Source organism: Bacillus sp. NMTD17 (assembly GCF_002998735.1).
Lineage (GTDB): Bacteria > Bacillota > Bacilli > Bacillales > Bacillaceae > Bacillus.
Window position 1 is genome coordinate 246,311 of record NZ_PVRH01000005.1, and the last position, 21,521, is coordinate 267,831.

Annotated in this window: 24 protein-coding genes; 18 read left to right on the forward strand and 6 right to left on the reverse strand. The window is 40.8% G+C overall.

Annotation, left to right across the window (positions count from 1 at the left end; translation table 11 throughout):
• Positions 1-42 precede the first annotated feature (42 nt).
• Complete coding sequence (locus tag C6347_RS15465; protein ID WP_106036915.1) at positions 43-1,785, forward strand: peptidoglycan D,D-transpeptidase FtsI family protein; 1,743 nt, start codon at positions 43-45, stop codon at positions 1,783-1,785.
• Positions 1,786-1,851: 66 nt separating this feature from the next.
• Positions 1,852-2,517, forward strand: coding sequence for a YrrS family protein (locus tag C6347_RS15470; RefSeq protein ID WP_106036914.1), 666 nt, complete (start codon positions 1,852-1,854; stop codon positions 2,515-2,517).
• 38 nt (positions 2,518-2,555) lie between these two features.
• Here the strand turns inward: C6347_RS15470 and C6347_RS15475 are convergent, their stop codons facing one another.
• A complete protein-coding gene (locus C6347_RS15475) occupies positions 2,556-2,759 on the reverse strand; it encodes a YrzA family protein (RefSeq protein WP_034620637.1) in 204 nt (67 codons plus the stop codon).
• Positions 2,760-2,945: 186 nt separating this feature from the next.
• Between C6347_RS15475 and C6347_RS15480 the strand changes: the two genes are divergently transcribed.
• The 7 genes from C6347_RS15480 to C6347_RS19285 all read left to right on the forward strand — a co-directional run bounded on the left by C6347_RS15480 (position 2,946) and on the right by C6347_RS19285 (position 7,630).
• A complete protein-coding gene (locus tag C6347_RS15480) occupies positions 2,946-3,587 on the forward strand; it encodes a class I SAM-dependent DNA methyltransferase (RefSeq protein ID WP_106036912.1) in 642 nt (213 codons plus the stop codon).
• A gap of 15 nt (positions 3,588-3,602) precedes the next feature.
• Entirely contained in the window at positions 3,603-4,298 is a 696-nt protein-coding gene (gene mtnN, locus C6347_RS15485; protein ID WP_034661478.1) for a 5'-methylthioadenosine/S-adenosylhomocysteine nucleosidase, read from the forward strand.
• A gap of 46 nt (positions 4,299-4,344) precedes the next feature.
• Positions 4,345-5,274, forward strand: coding sequence for a PLP-dependent cysteine synthase family protein (locus C6347_RS15490; RefSeq protein WP_106071790.1), 930 nt, complete (start codon positions 4,345-4,347; stop codon positions 5,272-5,274).
• Positions 5,271-6,419: a bifunctional cystathionine gamma-lyase/homocysteine desulfhydrase gene (locus C6347_RS15495; RefSeq protein ID WP_106036910.1), complete on the forward strand. Its 1,149-nt coding sequence runs from the start codon at positions 5,271-5,273 to the stop codon at positions 6,417-6,419. Before C6347_RS15490 ends, C6347_RS15495 begins: the two co-directional genes overlap by 4 nt.
• A gap of 72 nt (positions 6,420-6,491) precedes the next feature.
• Entirely contained in the window at positions 6,492-6,722 is a 231-nt protein-coding gene (locus tag C6347_RS15500) for a YrhC family protein (RefSeq protein WP_041815772.1), read from the forward strand.
• A 445-nt stretch (positions 6,723-7,167) separates the two neighbouring features.
• Entirely contained in the window at positions 7,168-7,302 is a 135-nt protein-coding gene (locus tag C6347_RS15505; RefSeq protein ID WP_008342648.1) for a YrzI family small protein, read from the forward strand.
• Positions 7,303-7,468: 166 nt separating this feature from the next.
• Positions 7,469-7,630 carry a hypothetical protein gene (locus C6347_RS19285; RefSeq protein ID WP_212040727.1) on the forward strand — a complete coding sequence of 54 codons (162 nt, stop codon included), beginning with the start codon at positions 7,469-7,471 and terminating at the stop codon, positions 7,628-7,630.
• 42 nt (positions 7,631-7,672) lie between these two features.
• Here C6347_RS19285 and C6347_RS19665 read toward each other — a convergent pair whose 3' ends face one another.
• A complete protein-coding gene (locus tag C6347_RS19665; protein WP_080869492.1) occupies positions 7,673-7,798 on the reverse strand; it encodes a YjcZ family sporulation protein in 126 nt (41 codons plus the stop codon).
• A gap of 267 nt (positions 7,799-8,065) precedes the next feature.
• Here C6347_RS19665 and C6347_RS15515 point away from each other — a divergent pair, with 267 nt between their 5' ends.
• The 9 genes from C6347_RS15515 to C6347_RS15555 all read left to right on the forward strand — a co-directional run bounded on the left by C6347_RS15515 (position 8,066) and on the right by C6347_RS15555 (position 18,341).
• Positions 8,066-8,668 (forward strand): class I SAM-dependent methyltransferase, encoded by a 603-nt coding sequence (locus C6347_RS15515; RefSeq protein ID WP_065098495.1) that lies wholly within the window; start codon positions 8,066-8,068, stop codon positions 8,666-8,668.
• 429 nt (positions 8,669-9,097) lie between these two features.
• A complete protein-coding gene (fdhA, locus tag C6347_RS15520) occupies positions 9,098-10,312 on the forward strand; it encodes a formaldehyde dehydrogenase, glutathione-independent (RefSeq protein WP_106036908.1) in 1,215 nt (404 codons plus the stop codon).
• Positions 10,313-10,546: 234 nt separating this feature from the next.
• Positions 10,547-11,491, forward strand: coding sequence for an ABC transporter ATP-binding protein (locus C6347_RS15525; protein WP_106036907.1), 945 nt, complete (start codon positions 10,547-10,549; stop codon positions 11,489-11,491).
• Positions 11,492-11,510: 19 nt separating this feature from the next.
• Positions 11,511-12,677, forward strand: a complete 1,167-nt coding sequence (locus tag C6347_RS15530; protein ID WP_106036906.1) for an ABC transporter permease — start codon at positions 11,511-11,513, stop codon at positions 12,675-12,677.
• Entirely contained in the window at positions 12,670-13,791 is a 1,122-nt protein-coding gene (locus C6347_RS15535; RefSeq protein ID WP_106036905.1) for an ABC transporter permease, read from the forward strand. The genes C6347_RS15530 and C6347_RS15535 overlap by 8 nt, the downstream gene beginning before the upstream one ends.
• Before the next feature lie 142 nt (positions 13,792-13,933).
• Positions 13,934-14,683, forward strand: a complete 750-nt coding sequence (locus C6347_RS15540) for an SDR family oxidoreductase (RefSeq protein WP_106039726.1) — start codon at positions 13,934-13,936, stop codon at positions 14,681-14,683.
• A 371-nt stretch (positions 14,684-15,054) separates the two neighbouring features.
• On the forward strand, positions 15,055-16,275 hold the full coding sequence (locus C6347_RS15545; protein WP_106036903.1) for an MFS transporter: 1,221 nt from the start codon (positions 15,055-15,057) through the stop codon (positions 16,273-16,275).
• Positions 16,276-16,345: 70 nt separating this feature from the next.
• Entirely contained in the window at positions 16,346-17,386 is a 1,041-nt protein-coding gene (locus C6347_RS15550; protein WP_034661461.1) for a 2,3-butanediol dehydrogenase, read from the forward strand.
• A 124-nt stretch (positions 17,387-17,510) separates the two neighbouring features.
• Complete coding sequence (locus tag C6347_RS15555) at positions 17,511-18,341, forward strand: manganese catalase (protein ID WP_066030618.1); 831 nt, start codon at positions 17,511-17,513, stop codon at positions 18,339-18,341.
• Between the two features lie 37 nt (positions 18,342-18,378).
• Here C6347_RS15555 and C6347_RS15560 read toward each other — a convergent pair whose 3' ends face one another.
• The 4 genes from C6347_RS15560 to C6347_RS15575 are packed head-to-tail and all read right to left on the reverse strand — an operon-like array spanning position 18,379 to position 21,421.
• Positions 18,379-19,092 (reverse strand): amino acid ABC transporter permease, encoded by a 714-nt coding sequence (locus C6347_RS15560; RefSeq protein ID WP_106036902.1) that lies wholly within the window; start codon positions 19,090-19,092, stop codon positions 18,379-18,381.
• A 12-nt stretch (positions 19,093-19,104) separates the two neighbouring features.
• Positions 19,105-19,803, reverse strand: coding sequence for an amino acid ABC transporter permease (locus tag C6347_RS15565; RefSeq protein ID WP_095285488.1), 699 nt, complete (start codon positions 19,801-19,803; stop codon positions 19,105-19,107).
• Positions 19,800-20,660 (reverse strand): amino acid ABC transporter substrate-binding protein, encoded by an 861-nt coding sequence (locus tag C6347_RS15570; protein WP_106036901.1) that lies wholly within the window; start codon positions 20,658-20,660, stop codon positions 19,800-19,802. The genes C6347_RS15565 and C6347_RS15570 overlap by 4 nt, the downstream gene beginning before the upstream one ends.
• Positions 20,657-21,421 carry an amino acid ABC transporter ATP-binding protein gene (locus tag C6347_RS15575; protein ID WP_066030622.1) on the reverse strand — a complete coding sequence of 255 codons (765 nt, stop codon included), beginning with the start codon at positions 21,419-21,421 and terminating at the stop codon, positions 20,657-20,659. The genes C6347_RS15570 and C6347_RS15575 overlap by 4 nt, the downstream gene beginning before the upstream one ends.
• Between the last annotated feature and the right edge of the window lie 100 nt (positions 21,422-21,521).

Sequence of the window (21,521 nt, forward strand, 5' to 3'; positions counted from 1 at the left end):
ATACGATAAACACCTCGTCCACAATAGGGACGAGGTGTTTTTATGCGCAAAAAACGTAGAATTCAATGGACAGGTGCTATTATTTTTATGCTGCTTCTCGGTCTTCTCATGAGACTGGCAGAAATTCAACTGTTCTTCACAGAATCTTTTTCAAAGCTTGATATCAATTTAATACAAGAAAGTGTCAAACAGCGTACAGAAGAAGTGGTCATTTCAGATGGCCGCGGTGAATTTTTAGATCGAAACGGCGAAGCGCTTCTCACAAAAGAACAGCCCGCGGTTATCTTATTTCCTTTTCTGCAATATGATCTTCCTCATTTAAAACAAACCGCCTCTATTCTCGAGATGGAAGAAGATGAACTCAAAAAACAGCTGACAGAAACCAAAAAACCTCTGATTCTCAAAGATGACATCACGAAAAAAAAGCTGAAAGACATCAATGATATGAAATATTCAGGTGTTTACGGCGTATATATGAAAGAGAAGGACAAAAAAAGACTTGCCCTCCACACATTAGGCTTCACGAGTGAAAATCCAGAATTGCTCAGAAAGCGTTATCCTGACAAAAAAGAGCTTTCCATCCGTACAGAAATCGGTACTTTTGGGCTAGAAAGTACCTTTGACGAATTTCTATTACCCGAGCAAGACACAAAATTGTTATATCATGTGGACGGAAGGGGAAACCCTTTGTTTGGAATGGACGTCAAATATACAGCAGAGGCTCATTCATTTTATCCTCTTCAGGTTCAAACAACAATTGATGAAAACATGCAAGCTGAAATGGAGAAAGTTCTGAAAGAACAAGACGTCGAAAAAGGCGGGGCCGTTCTGCTCGACATTGAAAGCAGCAGCGTGCTGGCGATGGCGAGTACGCCAAATGTCACAAGCAAAAACCGGCATGAGGCAAGAAATTATATGCTGACTGCCATGGCACCAGGCTCTGTCTTTAAAACCGCTGTACTTGCCGCAGCAATCGAAAAAAACCTCGACCAGCCACAAACGATGTATGACTGTCGAAAGAATTTATATGGAGAGCCAGAAGGAACGCAGGAAGTGCTGAATCTGTCTGAGAGCTTTTCGCAGAGCTGTAATTATACCTTTGCGACACTTGCTGGCAAGCTTATCCAAACAGATGATCAAATCATCGAAAAGACGGCTGCAAAGCTTGGACTCATTGATCGAGCTGGCTGGGAAGGGGATGTCTATCATAAGCAGCATTTCAAACAGTTTGATCGTGAAGAAACCGGCAGTGTGTGGGGAGATAAAAGAGACAAGCATGTCAAAAAAGCCATTGCCCAAACCGCAATAGGACAAAAAAATGTCAAAACGACTCCTTTGCAAATCGCCAATATGATGGCATCGATTGCGAGAGGCGGAGAACGAAAAGAAGTGAAAATCGCTGAAAAAGTGCTGTATCAAAACGGAACAACGATGCTAACCTTTCAAAACAAACGACCGGAAGGAGACAGTATTGACCGCTATACAGCTCAAAAGCTGCAAAAGTACTTAAGGCAGGTGGTGACGTCTGACAAAGGAACAGGAAGAAGGTTTCAAGATCTTCCATTTGATGTAGCGGGGAAATCAGGCACTGCCCAAACCGGCAGTAAAGATAAAAAGGGGAATCCGCTTTATCATAAGTGGTTTGCTGGGTACTTTCCGGTGGGAAAACCAAAATATGCTCTTGTCGTTGTTCACCTTGATGAGGCAAGTGGCCGGGCTAAGACAAATGATGCGTTTTATGATATTGTAAAAAAGGTCAATGAAATTGAAAAGAAACAGACATAGAACATCCCTTCATGTCATGTTAGAATAGTAACGACTTAGGGAACGAGGCAAAGGAGTGCAGAGATTTTGAGTAGAAATTCTCGATTTGAACATCGTGATAAGCGCAGAAAGGCGAATATGGTGCTTAACATATTAATTGGTATCGTTGTGGTGCTTATTTTGGTTGTCGCATCGAGTTTGTTAATTTTTAATAAACCGAAAGACACAGATGTAGCGGATGCACCATCTAAAACGGCGCCTGCAACAAGTGAAAATAAACAAAAATCAGAAGAAGATGTGAAAGATCAAAAGAAAGACACATCCGATGATGCAGATGCAAAAAAAGAGGACTCATCTGATCAAGACGACGATACGAAGAAGACAGATGATGAAGAAGAGCCTAATAAAGATGCGTTAAAAGACGCCAAAGAAACAGACGGCGGCAAAACGAGTGACGTAGACAAAACATATGAAAGCGATGACTGGGAGCCTGTAGGAACAGAGCAATCCGGTTCACATACAGCAACCTATGATTCTAACTCAAAAGACTGGAAAGAAATGATCAAAGCCATGTCCTATGCGACGGGGATTTCAGAAGATCAAATGACAGTTCTTTGGTTAGGAAATAACGGAGGTCCTCAAGATGCAAAGGGAACCATCCGTGAAAAATCATCAGGTGAACGCTACCGCGTGGAAATCACATGGGTAGATGAAAAAGGCTGGAAACCTGTAAAGGTTGAAAAATTAAAATAAACATGAAAAAAAGATAGCAGATATGCTATCTTTTTTATTTAGATATTCGCCTTAAAATGAACAACCGCTGTATACAAAATCCGGTCATCAATCACAGTCGTTTGATGACTGACAGAATGAACAGTCAGCAAGATTGCCTGATTATGTTCAATTTGTTTTTGGATCTTTTGTTCAAGTTCTTTTAAAGACGATGCTTCAAAGAATTCAATTTTATCCTTTAGAAAATCCAACTGAAAATCCATTTGATTCACCCCTCCATGCTCTTCATTCATCTTAATCTCTCTCCTCTAAAAGGGCAAATATTTTTCTACCCCTCCCAGTATTTTTTAGTAGGAAAGAAACAGAAGATGTGGTAGGATAGGAACTGTTCGACGCATTAAAACATACTATACGCATAGGAATAAATAGATAAAGTGGAGGGAAAGAAAATGGGACGTGAGTTTCTTTCTTTATTTGATCATTGGGCTGACTCTTATGACGACACGGTAAGTGGTCATGATGAGCAGTATGAAGAAGTGTTTCGCCGGTATCCGGCCATTTTAAAAGAAATTACTCGCCGTGCAGGTCAATATGTTCTTGAGTTTGGAAGCGGCACGGGGAATCTAACAGTGGCACTGCTCGCAGCTGATAAGAACGTGTTTGGCGTTGAACCATCAGACGCCATGAAGAAAGCGGCTCTTCAAAAGGGAGTACCCGATGTGTTTCATGATGGGGATTTTTTATCATTTCCAGCGCCGCCATTTGAGCCGGATACGATTGTCAGTTCATATGCTTTCCACCATTTAACGGACGAAGAAAAAAAACAAGCCATTCACACCTATAGCAACATCCTTCACTCAGATGGTAAAATAGTCTTTGCTGATACAATGTTTCAAAATCAAGCAGCACATCAAGCGGAAATCGACAAAGCGAAAGCCGCAGGATTCGATCAGCTTGCTGAGGATTTAGAAACGGAATATTATCCATCCATTGATGTGCTAAAGCAAATCTTTGAAGAAGAAGGTTTTAGCACGTCCTTTCATCAAATGAATGATTTTGTTTGGATCGTAGAAGCGAAGAAAAGGGAATGAAAGGATGTTTTTGATTTGAAAATCGCAGTCATAGGTGCAATGGAAGAAGAAGTGACAATATTAAGAGATCAACTAAAGAATGCTACACAAGAAAACATCGCTGGGTGTGAATTCACAACAGGTGTTTATGAAGATAAAGAAGTGATTTTATTAAAATCAGGGATTGGAAAAGTAAATGCAGCGGTCAGCACAACACTTCTGCTTGACCGCTTTCAGCCGGATTATGTGATCAATACAGGATCTGCTGGCGGTTTCCATCACACATTAAATGTAGGGGATATTGTCATTTCTACTGATGTTCGACATCATGATGTGGATGTGACAATCTTTGATTACGAATACGGACAAGTACCAGGGTTGCCAGCTGCTTTCGCTGCAGACGAAAAGCTTGTGAAGCTGGCAGAGGAATCGGCTTTAGAGATCGATCATATTCAAGTGGCAAAAGGAACAATTGCAACAGGAGATTCGTTTATGAATGATCCGGATCGTGTAGCGTTTGTGAGAGAGAAGTTTCCAGAACTATATGCGGTGGAAATGGAAGCCGCAGCTGTTGCACAAGTTTGCCAGCTCTTTGGAACGCCATTTGTTGTCGTTCGAGCGCTATCTGATATTGCAGGGAAAGAATCCAATGTCTCCTTTGATCAATTTCTTGAGCAAGCAGCGATTCACTCAACCGACCTTGTCTTGCGTATGATAAAGCAAACTCAATAAAAGAAGGGGGTTCCCCCTTCTTTTCCATACAAAGGAAGGGAATCATATGGCTGTCATAAAGGATATTACAGAATTAATTGGCCGCACACCGCTTTTAAAGCTGTCAGGGATTGGCATCCCAGATGGTGTAGAGGTGTATGCAAAACTTGAAATGATGAATCCGGGTGGAAGTATTAAAGATCGTTTAGGTGATATGCTCATAAGAGAAGCATTGGCATCTGGCAAATTGCGTCCAGGCGGAACCATCATTGAAGCAACTGCTGGAAACACAGGAATTGGGCTTGCCCTCAGTGCGAGAAAGCATCAATTGCGGACCATTTTTTGCGTACCAGAACATTTTAGTCAAGAAAAACAACAGCTAATGAAGGCGCTCGGTGCAGAGATTAATCATACACCAAGAAAAGAGGGCATGAAAGGTGCGATTGATCGAGCCCTTGAACTAGAGGCAAGCATTGACAATGCCTATTGCGTTTTACAATTTAAAAACCAAGTAAATCCATTGACTTACTATAAAACGCTTGGCCCAGAGTTATGGTCCGACCTACAAGGAAACATCGATGTGTTTGTGGCAGGAGCGGGATCTGGAGGAACTTTTCAAGGGTGTGCTGCCTATTTAAAAGAGCAGCACCCGGCGTTAAAAACAATTGTTGTCGAACCTGAAGGATCGATTTTAAATGGAGGAGATCCGGGCCCGCATAGAACGGAAGGAATCGGCCTTGAATTTATCCCAGATTATATGGAATCTGCTTTATTCGATGAGATTTACACGGTCAGTGATGATGATGCTTTCCAAATGGTGAAAGAAGCTGCTGAAAAAGAAGGCGTTCTCATTGGAAGCTCTTCAGGTGCCGCATTATATGCCGCTTTAGAGGAAGCAAAGAAGGCAGCACCTGGGACAGTCATTGTCACCATTTTTCCTGACAGCAGTGAACGCTATTTAAGCAAAGGAATTTATGAGGGAGGAAAAATAGAATGAAACCAAAAACAATGATGATACACAGCGGAACAACTGGTGATGAAAAAACGGGCGCTGTGTCTGTTCCGATATACCAAGTGAGCACTTATAAGCAGCCGAAAGCAGGCGAACATACAGGGTATGAATATTCTAGAACAGCGAATCCAACAAGAACGGCACTTGAAACCATCATACGTGATCTTGAAGGGGGAGCAAACGGCTACGCATTCGGTTCAGGGATGGCTGCCATTACGGCAGTCATGATGCTGTTTAACAGCGGAGATCATATTGTCCTGACAGATGACGTGTACGGCGGAACCTACCGCGTCATTACAAAGGTACTAAACCGTATTGGCATTCATGCGACCTTCGTGGACACAAGTGATCCTGAAGCGGTGAAAAAAGCAATTTTACCCGAAACAAAAGCGGTTTACATTGAATCACCAACCAATCCTTTACTGAAAATGACTGATCTCAAAGCGATCGGCCAATTGACAAAAGAAGCCAACATCTTAATGATTGTTGATAATACATTTTTTACACCTTATTTCCAAAAACCGATTGAATATGGGGCGGACATTGTCCTCCATAGTGCCACTAAATATTTAGGCGGCCACAGTGATGTCGTAGGCGGGCTTGTTGTAACAGCGACGAAAGAGCTTGGAGAAGAACTTCATTTTGTTCAAAATTCTACAGGTGGAATTCTTGGACCGCAGGATTCATGGCTTCTCATGAGAGGGATCAAAACGCTTGGACTAAGAATGGAAGCACATCAACAAAATGCGCAGAAAATCGCTGAGTTTCTAGAACAACATCCAGCGGTCACACGTGTTTATTACCCAGGTCTTGGTGCTCACCCTGGACATGAACTTGCGAAAACGCAAGCATCAGGCTTCGGCGGAATGATCTCTTTTGATATTGGAAAAGAAGAACATGTCGATGTGTTTTTAAGCCAGCTTAAGCTGTTTACAATCGCAGAAAGCCTTGGAGCGGTTGAAAGCTTAATCTCTGTTCCTGCTCGAATGACTCATGCGTCCATTCCGAAAGACCGCCGGGAGGAGCTTGGCATCACTGATGGTTTAATTCGTATATCCGTTGGGATTGAAGATGTGGATGATTTACTGAATGATATGAAGCAAGGACTAAACGCACTAGTGAATGGATAGATTTACATGCCACTACCTTTCTTTTACTATGTTAAGCTATCAATAGACATGTTAAACAGGAAGGTGATTCAAGTGAAGAAAAAGTGGAGTGGTTTAGTGACAGATTACAAGCAGTACGCTTTTATTTTGCTTGCTGTCAGCACCTTTTTATATATTGGTACGATCATACCGAACCAGCACATCGAAGCATCTCCAAAAATGCTGATGATGGGAATTGATTGTGTTTTCTTATTAGCAGCTTTTCTTTGTGTCAGACGCGCGATCTTTTTTCAAAAGAAACTGCAAGAACTAGATGAAGATTAATTCGAAAAGTCTCCTCATATACGTGAGGGGGCTTTTTTGATTGTATTGGACAAACGGACAAGAATAACTGTAGAAATTTAGTCAAAAACACAAAAATCATCTATATTACTAAAAACAGGTTTACAAAATGGTGCTTGCTGGATATACTTACAAAGTAATTAAAAACGTAAAGGAGGCTGAAGAATATGTTATTCGTATCTACTTGTGATCAATTCAACCAACAATTTCATCATGTCATCAGCCTGTGGAAGAGCTCGTGTCCTTCCTTTACCTTATACGGTGCACGCTTCAAAACTGTTTAAGTAAACGAGGATTTCACGCATCATCCATTGCAGGTTGGAAGACATTGTCTTTTGATCTGCATTTTTGTGTGCCCGCAGGTCAACTGATAAAGAAGATCTGCGGGCTATTTCGCATGCTGCGAACTGAAGGGAGGTGAGCGTATATGACAATCCATTTATTCTTTATTACATTGACGATTCAGCGTAAATACAAAGACATTGAGACCGTTCTTTATGAACAACAAGTCGAAACATTTTATGAAGAAATGAAGCAGAAACAACTAAAGTATATGAACTAAAACAGGAAAAGAAAAATTGGAAAAGGAGGAGATTGACATGTTTATGATGCTTGCAATGCTTGATTGTTATACTAGGGAGAAGGACCAGGTTTAGACACGCTCCACATTGATCACCTGCACATATGATATCCGTAAAAGGAGATTGTGAGGTGATCAATGAATGTCGATGTCACCATATATGAGGTTTCCGTCAGTGGGGCACGGGTATACGTCCATTCCGCATTCCTTAAAGCACGGGTACGGCAATCCATACCGAATGCAAAGAGAGCAACAAGAAATGCTTAGACGCTATATGTACAATTACAATTATCCAACTTATTGGTATTAAAGAAAAGGAGCAGGAAACAATACGTTTCCTGCTCCTTTTACATTAGTAAATCCAGCTTGCACCGATGATGATCAACAAAATGAACAGTACAACAAGCAATGCGAATCCGCCTGCAAAACCGCCACCGTAACCACCGCAGTCTCCAGAATAACCGCCACCAAAGCCCATAATCTAGCACCACCTTTATCTAATCAAGATACATTCATAAAATATGCAGCTCATGCAGAAAACGAAATCAATCTGAGCACAATTAATGAAAACGCCTATTCAGATCAAAATTTTTTAAAGTTCTGCGAAACATTTTCTGAAAAGGTGCCGTCTAATCAATGACAACTAATTAGGACTAGGTCTTAAACTTTGTTAGGCGAGAGCCGATATGAAAAGTAAGAAAATTCGTAAATAGTTTTATTTACTGGTGCAAAGCAGGTGTTAACATTGATTCAAAGCTGGATTGGAAAACAAATGAGGGAACCAAAAGGCTTGTTCTCAAAATGGGTTGCCCGCTATATGGAAAAAAATCATCATAATATCAATGAATGGACGATTCAACTCTTAAATATACAAGAAAACGACCGGATTTTAGAAATCGGAACTGGAAGAGGCATGACATTATCGAAGGTAGCAGAAAAACTTGATCGCGGTAAAGTATATGGAGTGGATGCCTCTCGTCATATGATCAAATATGCAAAAAGAAAACATAAGAAGCTTGTAGAACAGGATAAAGCCGTCGTGACTCTTGGTAAAGCTGAGCATTTACCTTTTGAAGACAGATCCTTCAATAAATTATTTACGGTACAGACCATCTATTACTTGAAGGATATTGAACAGGTCATGAAGGAAGTGTACCGCGTCCTTCAAGTGGATGGAGAAGTATTCTTATCTTTCCAACAGCAGGAACTGATGAAGGAACAAAAACGGTCACAATCTTTTTCATCGTATAGTGAACAAGAGATCAGCCGCCTATTTTCAGCGTATCACTTTAGAGAAGTTTCGGTTTATCACTATGATACATACATCTGTATCAAAGCTTTAAAATGATGAAAATATTTCCCAGGTAATGAACAAGCGTTTAAAAAGAGGCTCTTCGTCAGAGGAGCCTCTTTGCTTACAATTGTATCCGTGATTGATGGGACGCAAAGTTAAAAAAGACTCTTCATCAGAAGAGTCTTTTCAATGTTATGTAGGCGCCAGCCAGGTGTGTAAGGAATGATAGTATATATAAGGAATTTGTTTGTCGATTAAGGATACCTGTCTGGCTTATTTCTTATATCGACACCGTTCTTCAAAAGTTTAGCTTTTTTTTCAATATTTTCTTTTTTATTTGACTGGAAGATACATTTTTCTCTCCGTGATAGACATTCTTCGCTTTTTTTTTCATCCATTGTGCCATTTGAAGCAGGGAATTGCTTCATAAATAGAGAAAATTGTAGAGACTTCATTTTTAAACAAAAAGGGAGGAATGAAAACATGTCGGGAAACAAAGGTGTCGTTTATAAAGGAGCAGGAAATGTAGCAGTTGAGGATATTGGATACCCTGATTTGATTTTAAGAGATGGCCCGGGTGTACCGAAAGCCAATGTGGGGCGCAAATGTGAGCATGGCGTCATTTTAAAAGTAGTGACGACGAATATTTGCGGAAGTGACCAGCACATGGTGAGAGGGCGTACCACTGCGCCTGCAGGACTAGTCCTTGGTCATGAAATTACAGGTGAAGTCGTTGAGGTTGGACGAGATGTGGAGTTTATTCAAAAAGGAGACCTTGTGTCCGTTCCATTTAATATTGCTTGTGGACGCTGCGTCATGTGCAAGGAACAAAAAACTCATGTGTGCTTAAATGTAAACCCGGACCGTCCAGGCTCTGCCTATGGATACGTCGATATGGGCGGATGGGTTGGCGGCCAATCCGAGTACGTCATGGTCCCATATGCAGATTTTCAGCTGCTCAAATTTCCAGACAAAGATCAAGCGATGGAGAAAATACTTGATCTGACGATGCTTTCCGATATTTTCCCGACAGGTTTTCACGGTGTTTATACGGCTGGAGTAAAGCCTGGTTCGACTGTATATATTGCTGGTGCCGGGCCAGTAGGTCTTGCCGCAGCACATTCCGCTCAGCTCCTTGGCGCCTCTGCGGTAATTGTCGGTGATTTGAATGAACAAAGGCTGGAGCAGGCCAGAAGCTTTGGCTGTGAGACGATCAATTTACGAAAACATGATCGAATCGGCGAACAAATCACGAATATCTTAGGAGAGCCAGAAGTTGACTGTGCCGTCGATTGTGTCGGCTTTGAAGCTTCAGGTCATGGAGATCAAGGAGAAGCACCTGCAACCGTTCTAAATACAATTATGGATATTACCAAAGTTGGCGGTAAGCTCGGAATCCCAGGGCTTTACGTCACAGAAGACCCAGGTGCCGTGGATGCTGATGCAAAAGTTGGTTCTCTGAAAGTGCGAATTGGACTTGGCTGGGCAAAAGCCCATACCTTTGTGACAGGTCAAACCCCTGTCATGCAATATCACCGCAGTCTAATGAAATCCATTTTAAGCGGAAGAGCACAAATCGCCAAAGCGGTAAATGCGACCGTCATTAACCTTGATCAAGCTCCTCAAGGATACAGCGACTTTGATTCGGGTGTGGCGAAGAAATTTGTGATTGACCCGCATGGGATGATTTCTAAATAATGATTCAATGAAATTAATCGAAAAAACTTACAGGAGGATTCCTGTAAGTTTTTTTATGTTCTATTTTAAAATGACCTGTACTATTCTCCTGTAATGCATCTCATGTTAAAATATATAAATTGGAAAAATTATTCTATAGTTGAAGACCATACCAGATAATTTATTTGATATTAAATGACTAGGAAGAGGTAAAATACAGGCTTCAATAAGAAGAAAATAGGGGAGAGGTATTGATTGCTAAACGTACACGACATCAAGAAAAATTATGAAGATAAACAGGTATTAAAAGGGATAAACTTTCACTTAAAAAAAGGAGAATCATTTGGATTATTAGGTCCGAATGGTGCAGGGAAATCAACATTGATTGGCATCTTGTCAGGGCTGATCCATGCCACAAGCGGCACCATAATGATTGAAGGTATAGATTTAAAAAAAGAAACAAAAAAAGCGCAGGAAATGATAGGAATTGTTCCGCAAGAGATCGCTTTATATTTACATTTGACAGCAAAAGAAAATTTAATATTTTGGGGGAGAATGTACGGACTCAAAGGAAAAGAGTTAAAAAGCAGAGTACAAGAAACACTTGAGCTAATTGGTCTTGAAGATAGAGCGAATGATCAAGTGAAAGTATTCTCTGGAGGAATGAAAAGAAGAGTGAATATCGGTTGCGCGATATTGCATCAACCGAAACTATTAATCATGGATGAGCCTACTGTAGGCATAGATCCCCAATCTAGAAATCATATATTAGAAACAGTTAAGACATTAAATGGAGAAGGAATGACCATTATATATACTAGTCATTACATGGAAGAAGTCGAATTTTTATGTGAAAGAATGGCCATTATGGATCATGGGTCTATCATCGCTTTAGGGGATCAGCATGAATTAAGTGAGCTTGTCGGAAATCAAAGAGAAATTGTTTTGACCATAAAATGTGAACATGGACAAAATGATATAGACCGGGTGCGTCAATTCATACATGAAGTCGACCCTTTAAAGGAAATCGTGGTTCAAGGAAATCAAATGAAAATATTTGATCAACACCCTCAGCAGTTATTAAGTCATCTCATTCAAGGTGTGACCGCATTAAATATTCAAATTATCTCAGCAGAAATTGTAGAACCAAATTTAGAAAATGTCTTTTTGTATTTAACTAGTAAAAATTTGAGAGATTAGACTGTTTAGAGGTGAGCATATGAGCATTTGGGTTGTACTGAAAGATCTATTATTGTTTTTTAGGGATAAAAAAAGCTTTTTTACACTTTTTTTTATGCCTATCATATTAATTGCTATATTAGGTGCAGCATTTGGAGATAACATGAAGAAAGATAGTGAAATCAGGATCAATTCATTTCGAGTAGGAATAACAGATCAAGATAAGTCCGCTACAAGTAAAATGTTTCTTTCAACATTGTCTAAGAGTGAACTCAGTGACATATTTGATGTGAAGGTCACCTCGAAAAATCAGCTAGAGAGAGATTTAAATAGTAGAGACATTACAATGGGTATAATCATCATGCCGGATTTTGAAAAAAGCTTATTGAATCATGACCATGTGCAATTGAATATCTTGAAAGGACCTAATTCAAACTTACAAGAAATGGTTCTAGAAAATGTGGTTTTGCAATTCTTTCAAAATTATCATATGAATCGTATTCTGGTACCGTTGAATCAAGGTAAAGAAGTGGAGATCGTGTCTGATCAACTGAAAAAAGAACTGGTGAACGAGAGGAATATTCATATCAACAGCCAGCCGATTACATCCTTCCAATACTACGCAGGCGGGATGGGTGTACTTTTTTTATTAATGACTGTTGTTTTCTTAGTTGGCAGTATGATAGAGGAAAAAGAGGAAGATGTTTATAAAAGGTTACTTGTATCAAAATTAAGCAATACTAGTTACATCGTTGGGAAGTTATTGGGTATTCTTTTGATGAGTATGATTCAACTTGCGATCATTATTTTATTTACTAGTTTTGTCTTTAAGGTGAACTGGGGAGAGCCTTTTACTGTTTTCATGATAGGATGCAGTTTTATAGTTAATGCTGCGGGCTTCGGGGTGCTGATTGGTTCTTTTATCAAAAGAGAAAAAACGTTTAACAGTGTTGGGATTTTAGGAACTCAAGTGTTAGCTGCTTTAGGTGGAAGTATGATTCCCTTATACTTATTTCCACAATGGTTGATCAACATCAGTTATTTCTTACCTAATTCCCTTGCGCTCCAAATGTTTTTGAAAAGTATGTCAGGTGCTGATTTTAGTGAAATTCAAAGCAGTTTATTGCTTAGCTGCGGGATGGGACTAGCTTTCTTCATCATTGCTTTAATCAGAATGTCTTTTGAAAGGAAGCATCGTTATGCATAAAATATCAGCCATTATTACTTTAAAGCTAAAAGAAACATTAAAGTCCCCTTTGACCCTTATTTTTTTATTTGTTATGCCAATCGTATTTAGTTTTATTTTTGGAAGTACGGCATCTGATAAAAAGAAACCTACAGTTGCTTTTATTCAAGAGCCTAGTCAAGATAATCTGAATCAAGAAATTTTTCGGATTCTCGAAAAGAACACCAAATTTCTTTGGGTAAAGGCGACTAAAAGTGAAGCAAAAGAATTATTATCCGATGAAAAGGCAGTTGCGTCTATTACAGTCACGAATCAATTAAAATCCCATTTAAAAGAAAATAAAGAAATTTTTGATGTGACGGTTTATAAGAAAACAGAGGAATATGCGGTCTTAGCTCCCTATTTAAAAGAGACGGCGGCCATCATTTATCAGATCAATCAAGGTGTGAAAGAGCAGAATAGCGTTTCTCTTATCAATGCACTGAAAGAATTAAACGAATCTGGCACCATTTCATTGGATGAAGACAATCTAGATAGTCAAGCAAGTCAGCAACCAAATTTAATACCACTTGGTTTTACGATCATGTTTATGATGTTTGCGATCTCAAGCTCGGTGTCGTCTATTCATTTGGAATATAAAGATTATACATGGCAAAGATTGCTTTCGAGTCCTATCCATAAAATATATGTGCTGCTTGGCTATTTAATGGCTTATTTCCTCCTTGGATGGATACAACTGGGTGTTCTTTTGACCGTCTTATCTGTGTTCTTTCATGTGTACTTAGGCAACCTGATTCTTATTCTAGTGTTTGGATCATTTGTTATAGGGCTTGTTGTGAGTTTAGGTTTTATGATTGCAATCTTATCTCATACAAAAAAGCAAGCTGAAGTATTTAGTGCAATTATCATTGTAGGATCATGCATGCTGGGTGGTATTTATTGGCCATTAGATATCGTTCCAGACATTATGAAGAAGATCTCTTTGGCTATACCGCAAACATGGATGATGTCTGGTTTTGGCGAGATCATGAGCGGTACTGTCAATCACTCAATCTTATTATTAGACATAACAGTTTTAGCTGCTTTTACGATTGTTTTTATGGTGATTGGTTTGAAAAATATCCGATCCTATTAATTACTTTTCTTCATTTCATTCTATTAGTTTAAAAAACCCCTCTATTGCTCTCAATTGCGATAGAGGGGTTTTTTATTCATGCGTACTTCTCAAAATGGTATGATAGACGACAACATCTGATGTAGAAAGGGTTGAATAAACGATGAACTTTCACAATAAAACCGTCGTCATCACAGGCGCAGCCAATGGAATTGGTGAATCGATCGCCTGGGGCTATGCAAAAGGAGGAGCGCGTGTGGTGCTTGCAGATATAGATGAAGAGAAGGGCAAGCGTTTGGAGGAAGAGCTGAAAAAAGAATCGTTAGAAGCTTATTTTAAAAAAACGGACGTGACACAAGAGAAGGATATTCAACACTTAATGTCGTTTGCAGCGGAGCGCTGCAAAACGATTGATATCCTCATCAATAATGCTGGTGTCATGTGCACAGTATCGCCTTATGAATTAACGGTCGATGAGTGGGATCGTGTGTTACATACGAACCTAAGAGGGACTTTTCTATGTGCAAGAGAAGCAGCACGTTATATAAAAGAGAATCCAAAAGGCGGTTCTATTGTGAACATTTCATCCACCCGCGCGACCATGTCAGAGCCTCATACGGAAGCATATGCTGCATCAAAAGGCGGAATATCAGCACTGACTCATGCCTTGGCTGCTTCTTTTAGCCCGGATCACATCACGGTGAATAGCATTTCCCCTGGATGGATTGAAACGAAGGATGAGGAGAATCTTCGAGAGGTCGACCACAAGCAGCATCTTTCCAATCGAGTCGGGGCGCCAAAGGATATTGTGAAGGCTTGCTTTTATTTAACAGATGAAGACAATCAATTTGTGACGGGTACAGATTTAGTCGTTGATGGTGGCATGACCAGAAAGATGATCTATGCTGATTAACTTGAAAAAAACATTGACGCTTTGATCGAGGCGCAGTACAATATGTAACAATTCAGCTGAAGATCGTGATGAAATAAAGACACAGCGCAAATAGAGAAGAGTACATCATAGCTGTCCCGCACAGAGAACTCCGTTAAGCTGAGAAGGAGCTGGGAAGCATGATGGAACCAAGCCTCTTAGCTCTGCACCGGATTCCTTCGGATGGTGGTGCAGCGACATTCTCCCGTTACAGAGATGGGTTCATGATGACCTGCTAAGGTTCATCTGGCAACAGATGAATAAACTGAGGTGGCAACGCGGAGTAAATCCCGTCCTCAAGACAGAAATGTCTTGGGGGCGGGATTTTTTTATGACAAATAGGGGGAACAGCTATGAAAAAACATTGGCGGGATATGAGTTTGCTGCTTGGAGCCATCGGAATTGCGAACATAGGAGAATGGATTTATATGATTGCTCTCCATCTGCTCATTTTTCAAGAAACGGGCTCTGTGCTGGCTGTAACAGCCGTCTATATGCTGAGACCGGCTGCAGCTCTTTTGACAAACAGCTGGTCTGGCAGTTTGGTTGACAGGCTGAATCAGCGGAATGTGATGATCAGCTTAGATATCACCCGGGCTATCCTGATCGCATGTGTACCCTTTGCGTTATTTTCAGGACATCTGCTGATCCTGTATGTGATGGTGTTTCTTATTCAAATGGCACAAGCGATGTTTCATCCAGCTTCGATGGTATATATGACAGGATTGATCCCGGCGGATAATCGAAAACGGTTTAATGCCATTCGCTCATTATTACAATCGGGTGGATTTTTACTTGGACCCGCAGCAGCAGGTCTGCTTTTTTTAATCGGTACACCTGTTTTTTCAATTTATATAAATGCGATCTGCTTGTTGATATCTGCTCTGTTAACGATGTGTTTACCGAATTTGCTAAAACAAGATGCTGGCCAAAACGGCTTTTCCCTTTCAATGTTAAAAGAGGATGCGAAGCTTGTTCTTCGGTTTAGTTTGACATCACGCCAGATTATGGCGGTGTATTTGTTGTTTAGTGCCGCCATCACGGTACTTCCTACTGCCATTGACTCTCTTGAAACAGCCTTTGCAAAAGAAGTGCTGCTGCTGACTGATACAGAATATGGTCTTCTTGTCAGTATAGCTGGGGCAGGCATCATCACAGGCGCAGGTCTCAATTCGGTGATTGTGGAGAGGCTGCCTGTTTCGATCATGCTTGGGATTGGCAGTTTGTTTGTTGCATGTGGCTATCTCATTTATGCTTTTTCCAGCACATTGTTTGTAGCCGCTGTTGGTTTTTTTATACTAGCATTCTTCTTAGCATTTGCGAACACAGGTTTTATGACTTTCTATCAAACGAATATCCCGGTAGAGGTCATGGGGAGGGTAGCCAGTTTTTATGCTTTGGTTGAAGCCATTCTGACGATGATGATGACAGGGGTCTCTGGTGGACTTGCACATGTTTTATCAATCCGAACCTCCGTTGTCATCGGGTGTGTATGTATGCTTTTTGTCTGTTTATTACTATGTTTTGTCATCTTTCGTCCATTGAATGTCAAAAAAATAGTGCATCCTACTTAGAAAATTAAAAAAATTATGTTATGATTATTTAAGTAAGTTAATCAAATTGATGAGAAAAGGAGTCTTACACATGAAAGCACTACGCTGGCACGATCAAAAGGACATTCGACTAGAGGAAATTGACGAACCAACAGTTGCTCCAGGAAAAGTGAAACTAAAAGTAAAATGGTGCGGCATTTGTGGTAGTGATTTACATGAATATTTAGGAGGACCGATTTTCATTCCAGTGAATGAACCTCATCCACTTACAAAAGAAAAAGCACCCGTTACGCTGGGACACGAGTTCTCTGGTGAGGTTGTTGAAGTAGGAGAAGGCGTGAGCAATTACAAAGTAGGCGACCGAGTGGTTGTTGAGCCTATTTTTGCGACTCACGGACACCAAGGTGCTTACAACTTAGATGAAAACATGGGCTTTTTAGGACTTGCCGGAGGCGGCGGTGGATTCTCTGAATATGTATCTGTCGATGAAGAATTACTTCATTTATTACCAGACGAAATCTCATATGAGCAAGGTGCGCTTGTAGAGCCTTCTGCAGTTGCTTTATATGCTGTTCGTTCTAGTAAAGTACAAGCTGGGGATACAGCGGCTGTGTTTGGCTGCGGACCAATTGGCTTACTTGTCATTGAAGCATTAAAAGCAGCTGGTGCTACTGATATTTACGCAGTAGAATTATCTAAAGAACGCCAAGAAAAAGCTAAAGAGCTTGGAGCGATCATTGTTGATCCTTCTCAATATGAAGATGTTGTTCAAGAAATCGCAAGCCGTACAAACGGTGGCGTCGATGTTTCTTTTGAAGTGACAGGTGTACCTGTAGTATTGAAGCAAGCAATCCAATCAACAAGAATTTCAGGTGAAACAGTCATTGTGAGCATTTGGGAAAAAGGCGCAGAAATTCTGCCAAATGACATTGTCATTAAAGAACGTACAGTCAAAGGAATTATCGGCTACAGAGACGTATTCCCATCTGTATTAAACTTAATGAGAAAAGGCTATTTCTCTGCAGATACGCTCGTCACGAAAAAAATCAAGCTGGACGATGTGATCGAGGATGGTTTCCATGCATTAATCAATGAAAAAGATCAAGTGAAAATTTTAGTTAGTGCTGAGTAGGATGACAAAGGGAATGGCAGAGGCCATTCTCTTTTTTTGTGCACATATTCTACTCATTTTCATAAAGAGGCATGTGGTTGAATAGTGATAAGTGAAAAGATGTTTTGATAAGGGAGATGACATCATGTTTTATCACATCAAAGAACTGCAATATGAAGCAAAGCCCTCCAAGCCTGATCCGCTTTACGCGAAAAAGCTACAAGAAGTATTAGGCGGACAATATGGAGAAATTAGTGTCATGATGCAATATTTATTTCAAGGCTTTAATTGCCGGGCAGATCAAAAATACAGAGATTTATTGTTTGACATAGGGACAGAGGAAATTGGTCATGTCGAAATGCTGGCGACGATGATCGCGCGTTTACTAGATAAAGCACCGGTTAAAGAACAAGAACAGGCGTATCAAAGTGATCCAGCGCTTGCAGCTGTCATGGGTGGAATGAATCCTCAGCATGCAATTGTTGCCGGTTTAGGAGCTATGGCAGCAGATAGTCAAGGGTATCCGTGGAATGCCAAGTATATCATTGCAAGTGGAAATTTAATGGCTGATTTTAGGGCCAACTTAAATGCAGAATCACAAGGGAGGCTTCAGGTTACAAGGCTCTACGAAATGACCGATGATCCCGGCGTGAAGGATATGCTTTCTTTTCTTATTGCTCGTGATACATATCATCAAAATATGTGGCTTGCGGCCATTAAAGAATTAGAAGAACGAGAAGGGGACGTCGTCGTACCAACCACCTTCCCGCGCTCACTAGAAAAACAGCAAGTATCCTACGATTTGTTTAACTTCTCAAGAGGAGAAGCAAGCAAGGAAGGCAGATGGGCATATGGCCGAAGCATGGATGGAAAAGGGGAATTCAGATATATTTCTGCACCAGTCGTGTTCGGTTCCGCACCAAAACTAAAACCCGCACCAAAGGAACTGTTTAACACACCGAAAAAAGGCGAATAAAAAAAGCCGGTCAGGTATTTGAGCCTGATCGGCTTTTTTAACGTCCGAGAGATCTTCCGTACACGCTGACACGTTTCTCTAACAAGGCAAAAACGAGTTCAAAGAAAATGCTCAGCAGCCAATAGATCAAAGCAGAGACGAGGTACGTTTCTAAAAACTGATAGCCGTCATTCGCAATGATTCGGGAAATCCCCATGATTTCAAGTACTCCAATCGTAAACGAAAGAGAGGTGGCTTTTAATAGCTGAATGAGCTGATTGCCTAGATTCGGTAAGGCGACCACAAAGGCCTGCGGCAAAATAATGCGCATCATCGCCTGGCGCGTCGTCATACCCACAATTTTTGCCGCTTCAAGCTGCCCTTTGTCTACCGCAAGGAGTGCACTCCGAACCACCTCTGTTAAATGGGCGGCTGAATGGAGGCTGAAGGTAATGAGGGCAACAGCTAATGGGGAGACCAGATCTGGATGAAAGGTCAGCCCGAATGTACCGCTCACTTTGATTAGAACAAAAGGGAGTCCATAAAAGAAAGCGAACAGCTGAACAATAAGAGGCGTTCCTCTAAAAAAGGAGACATAGAGTGTCACAAGCTGCCTGAGTACAGGAATGCGAAAGAGACGAATGAAAGCAAAAACAGATCCGATCAAAAGGCTCACAGCCATGGAAACGAGTGCAATCAATAAAGTAAAAGGAACGCCTTTTAGAATATGAGGTACTTGGTCAATCGCAAATTGAATATCAATGGTTTGCATCAAAGCGCCTCCTTAACGTGACAGGCTGGTGCGGCCTTTTACAAATTTCCTTTCAAGCAGCATGGTGATCAGTTCAATGCTCATGCAAATGAGCCAATACACAATCGCAATGATCGCGTACACTTCAAACATGCCGATCCCGTAGTTATTTCCTAAAATGATCTTCACCTGTCCCATGATATCAATAAGTCCGATTGTAAAGGCAATCGCTGTGTCTTTCACGAGATCAATGGTGTAATTTCCGAGGTTTGGCAGTGCAATGAGAAAGGCCTGCGGGATAATAATCCTGATCAAGGCCTGTGTATCTGTCATCCCAACAATGTAGGCGGCCTCCAGCTGGTCCTTCCCAACAGATGAATACGCACTGCGAAAGACTTCAGATAAATAAGCGCCAGTATGTAAAGAAAACGTCATCATCACAAATAACACACGATCCCAATGATTGATTTGAATCCCTGCGACAAGTAAAAGCTGAGGCAGTCCAAAATAAATCAAAAACAACTGAACAATTAAAGGCGTACTTCGTGTAAAAGATAAATAGATAACAGCCAATTGCTTCAGCACTGGGATTTGCTTGATACGAATGAAAGCAAATAGCAACCCGATGATGATAGCAAAAAACAATGACACCGTAATAATGAGAAAAGTGAGTGGCAGGCGTTCAAGCACCTGTAAAAAGATGCGCAGCCAATCTCCAGCTGTAAACGTCATGACGCTTCCTTCCTTTCTTCATTTTGATCCCCTTGCTCTGAGATGTCATCAATATTTTGAAAGAAATCAACACCAAACCACTTTTTCGCAAGCTTAGGCAGTGTTCCATCATCAATCATTTCTTGTGTGATCCGGTCCAAATCTGCTGCAAGCTGCTTCTCGCTTGGCTGTAAGACAAGATAGATAGGCTCCTTTGACACAATGCCGCCAACTTTGACCTTTAGGTTCAAATGCTTTTGAATGGTATCAAAGGTTGAAATGTTCATAAATGCTGCATCGGACCGTCCGCTTTCAACACGTTTTAAGTTGAGTTCATTTGAAGGACTTTCAATGGTCGTCAGTGGAATATCCGGATCATGCTCTTTATTATATTGATTTAATATCGAACGCAAGCCTCCGCTAGGACTGACAGGAGCCAGTTTTTTAGATGTCATATCATCAAGCGATCGAATCTTCTTGTCTGATTCATTCACAATTAAACCTGTCATCGAATAGCCATACGGGACCTTAGGGTAAAGGAACCGCTTTTCACGTTCAGGGTTACTAAAAAACCAATTAGCCGCCATTTCAAACTTCCCTGCGCCTACACCGATTAAATTGGATTCTTCCTCGCCAAAAATGTAATCAAAATGTACGTGGGGAAGCCTCTTTTCCACTTCATTTAAATAATCAATGTTATAGCCAATCGGTTCGTTTCGGTCATTTGTTGCTAAAAAGGGTGGATTGACCTCTGCACTCAGTGCGACTTTCACAATTTGTCTGCCGTCATCTGTCGTGGTTTTCACACTGCTGCAGCCAATCAGAGAAAGGAGAAACAGAAGGACACCGGACATCATGAATGCTGTCTTTTGCTTCATTTGTCTTTCTCCGATCCTTGCCACATTCCGCGATGAATCCTTGATAAAAATTGTTTCGTTCGTTCATGCTGTGGTTTCAACAGGACGTCTTCTGGTGAGCCTTTTTCAACGATTTCGCCATCTGCCATAAAGATCACCGTATCCGCCACGTCCTTTGCAAAAGAAATTTCATGTGTCACAATGACCATTGTCATTCCTTGGCTCGCAATATCTTTGATCATTTCAAGAATTTCTCCTACCATCTCTGGGTCCAGTGCCGACGTAGGTTCATCAAACAAAAGCACTGAAGGGTTCATCGCAAGAGCGCGGGCTATGCCAATTCGCTGCTGCTGACCGCCGGATAATTCACTCGGAAATGCATCCTTTTTATGAAGCAGTCCAATCCGCGTTAAAAATTGCTCTCCGACCTTTTCTGCTTCTTTTTTAGACATGTTTTGAGACACGATCAATCCTTCTGTAATATTTTCAAGTGCTCGTTTATTCTGAAACAAGTGATAATGTTGAAACACCATGGAAGATTGCTGCCTGAGTTTTAGCAGATCTTTTTTATGATATCGTTCAAATTGAATCGTGGCTTCACCAACTGTCAGCTCTCCTTTGTCTGGAATATCAAGGCTGTTTAAGCTGCGGAGAAGGGTGGTTTTTCCTGATCCGCTCGGTCCAATAATGGCGACCACTTCACCTTCTTGTACGGTGAAATCAATGCCTTTTAACACATGGGTCTGCCCATAAGATTTATGTAGATTAGTAGCTGAAATCATAAAAGCATCACGTTCCTTTGACATATGTACTTAATATTGATAAAATTTAACACATTAAATCTTATAAGTAAAGTATGTTTTATTTATTCCGATTGGAAAA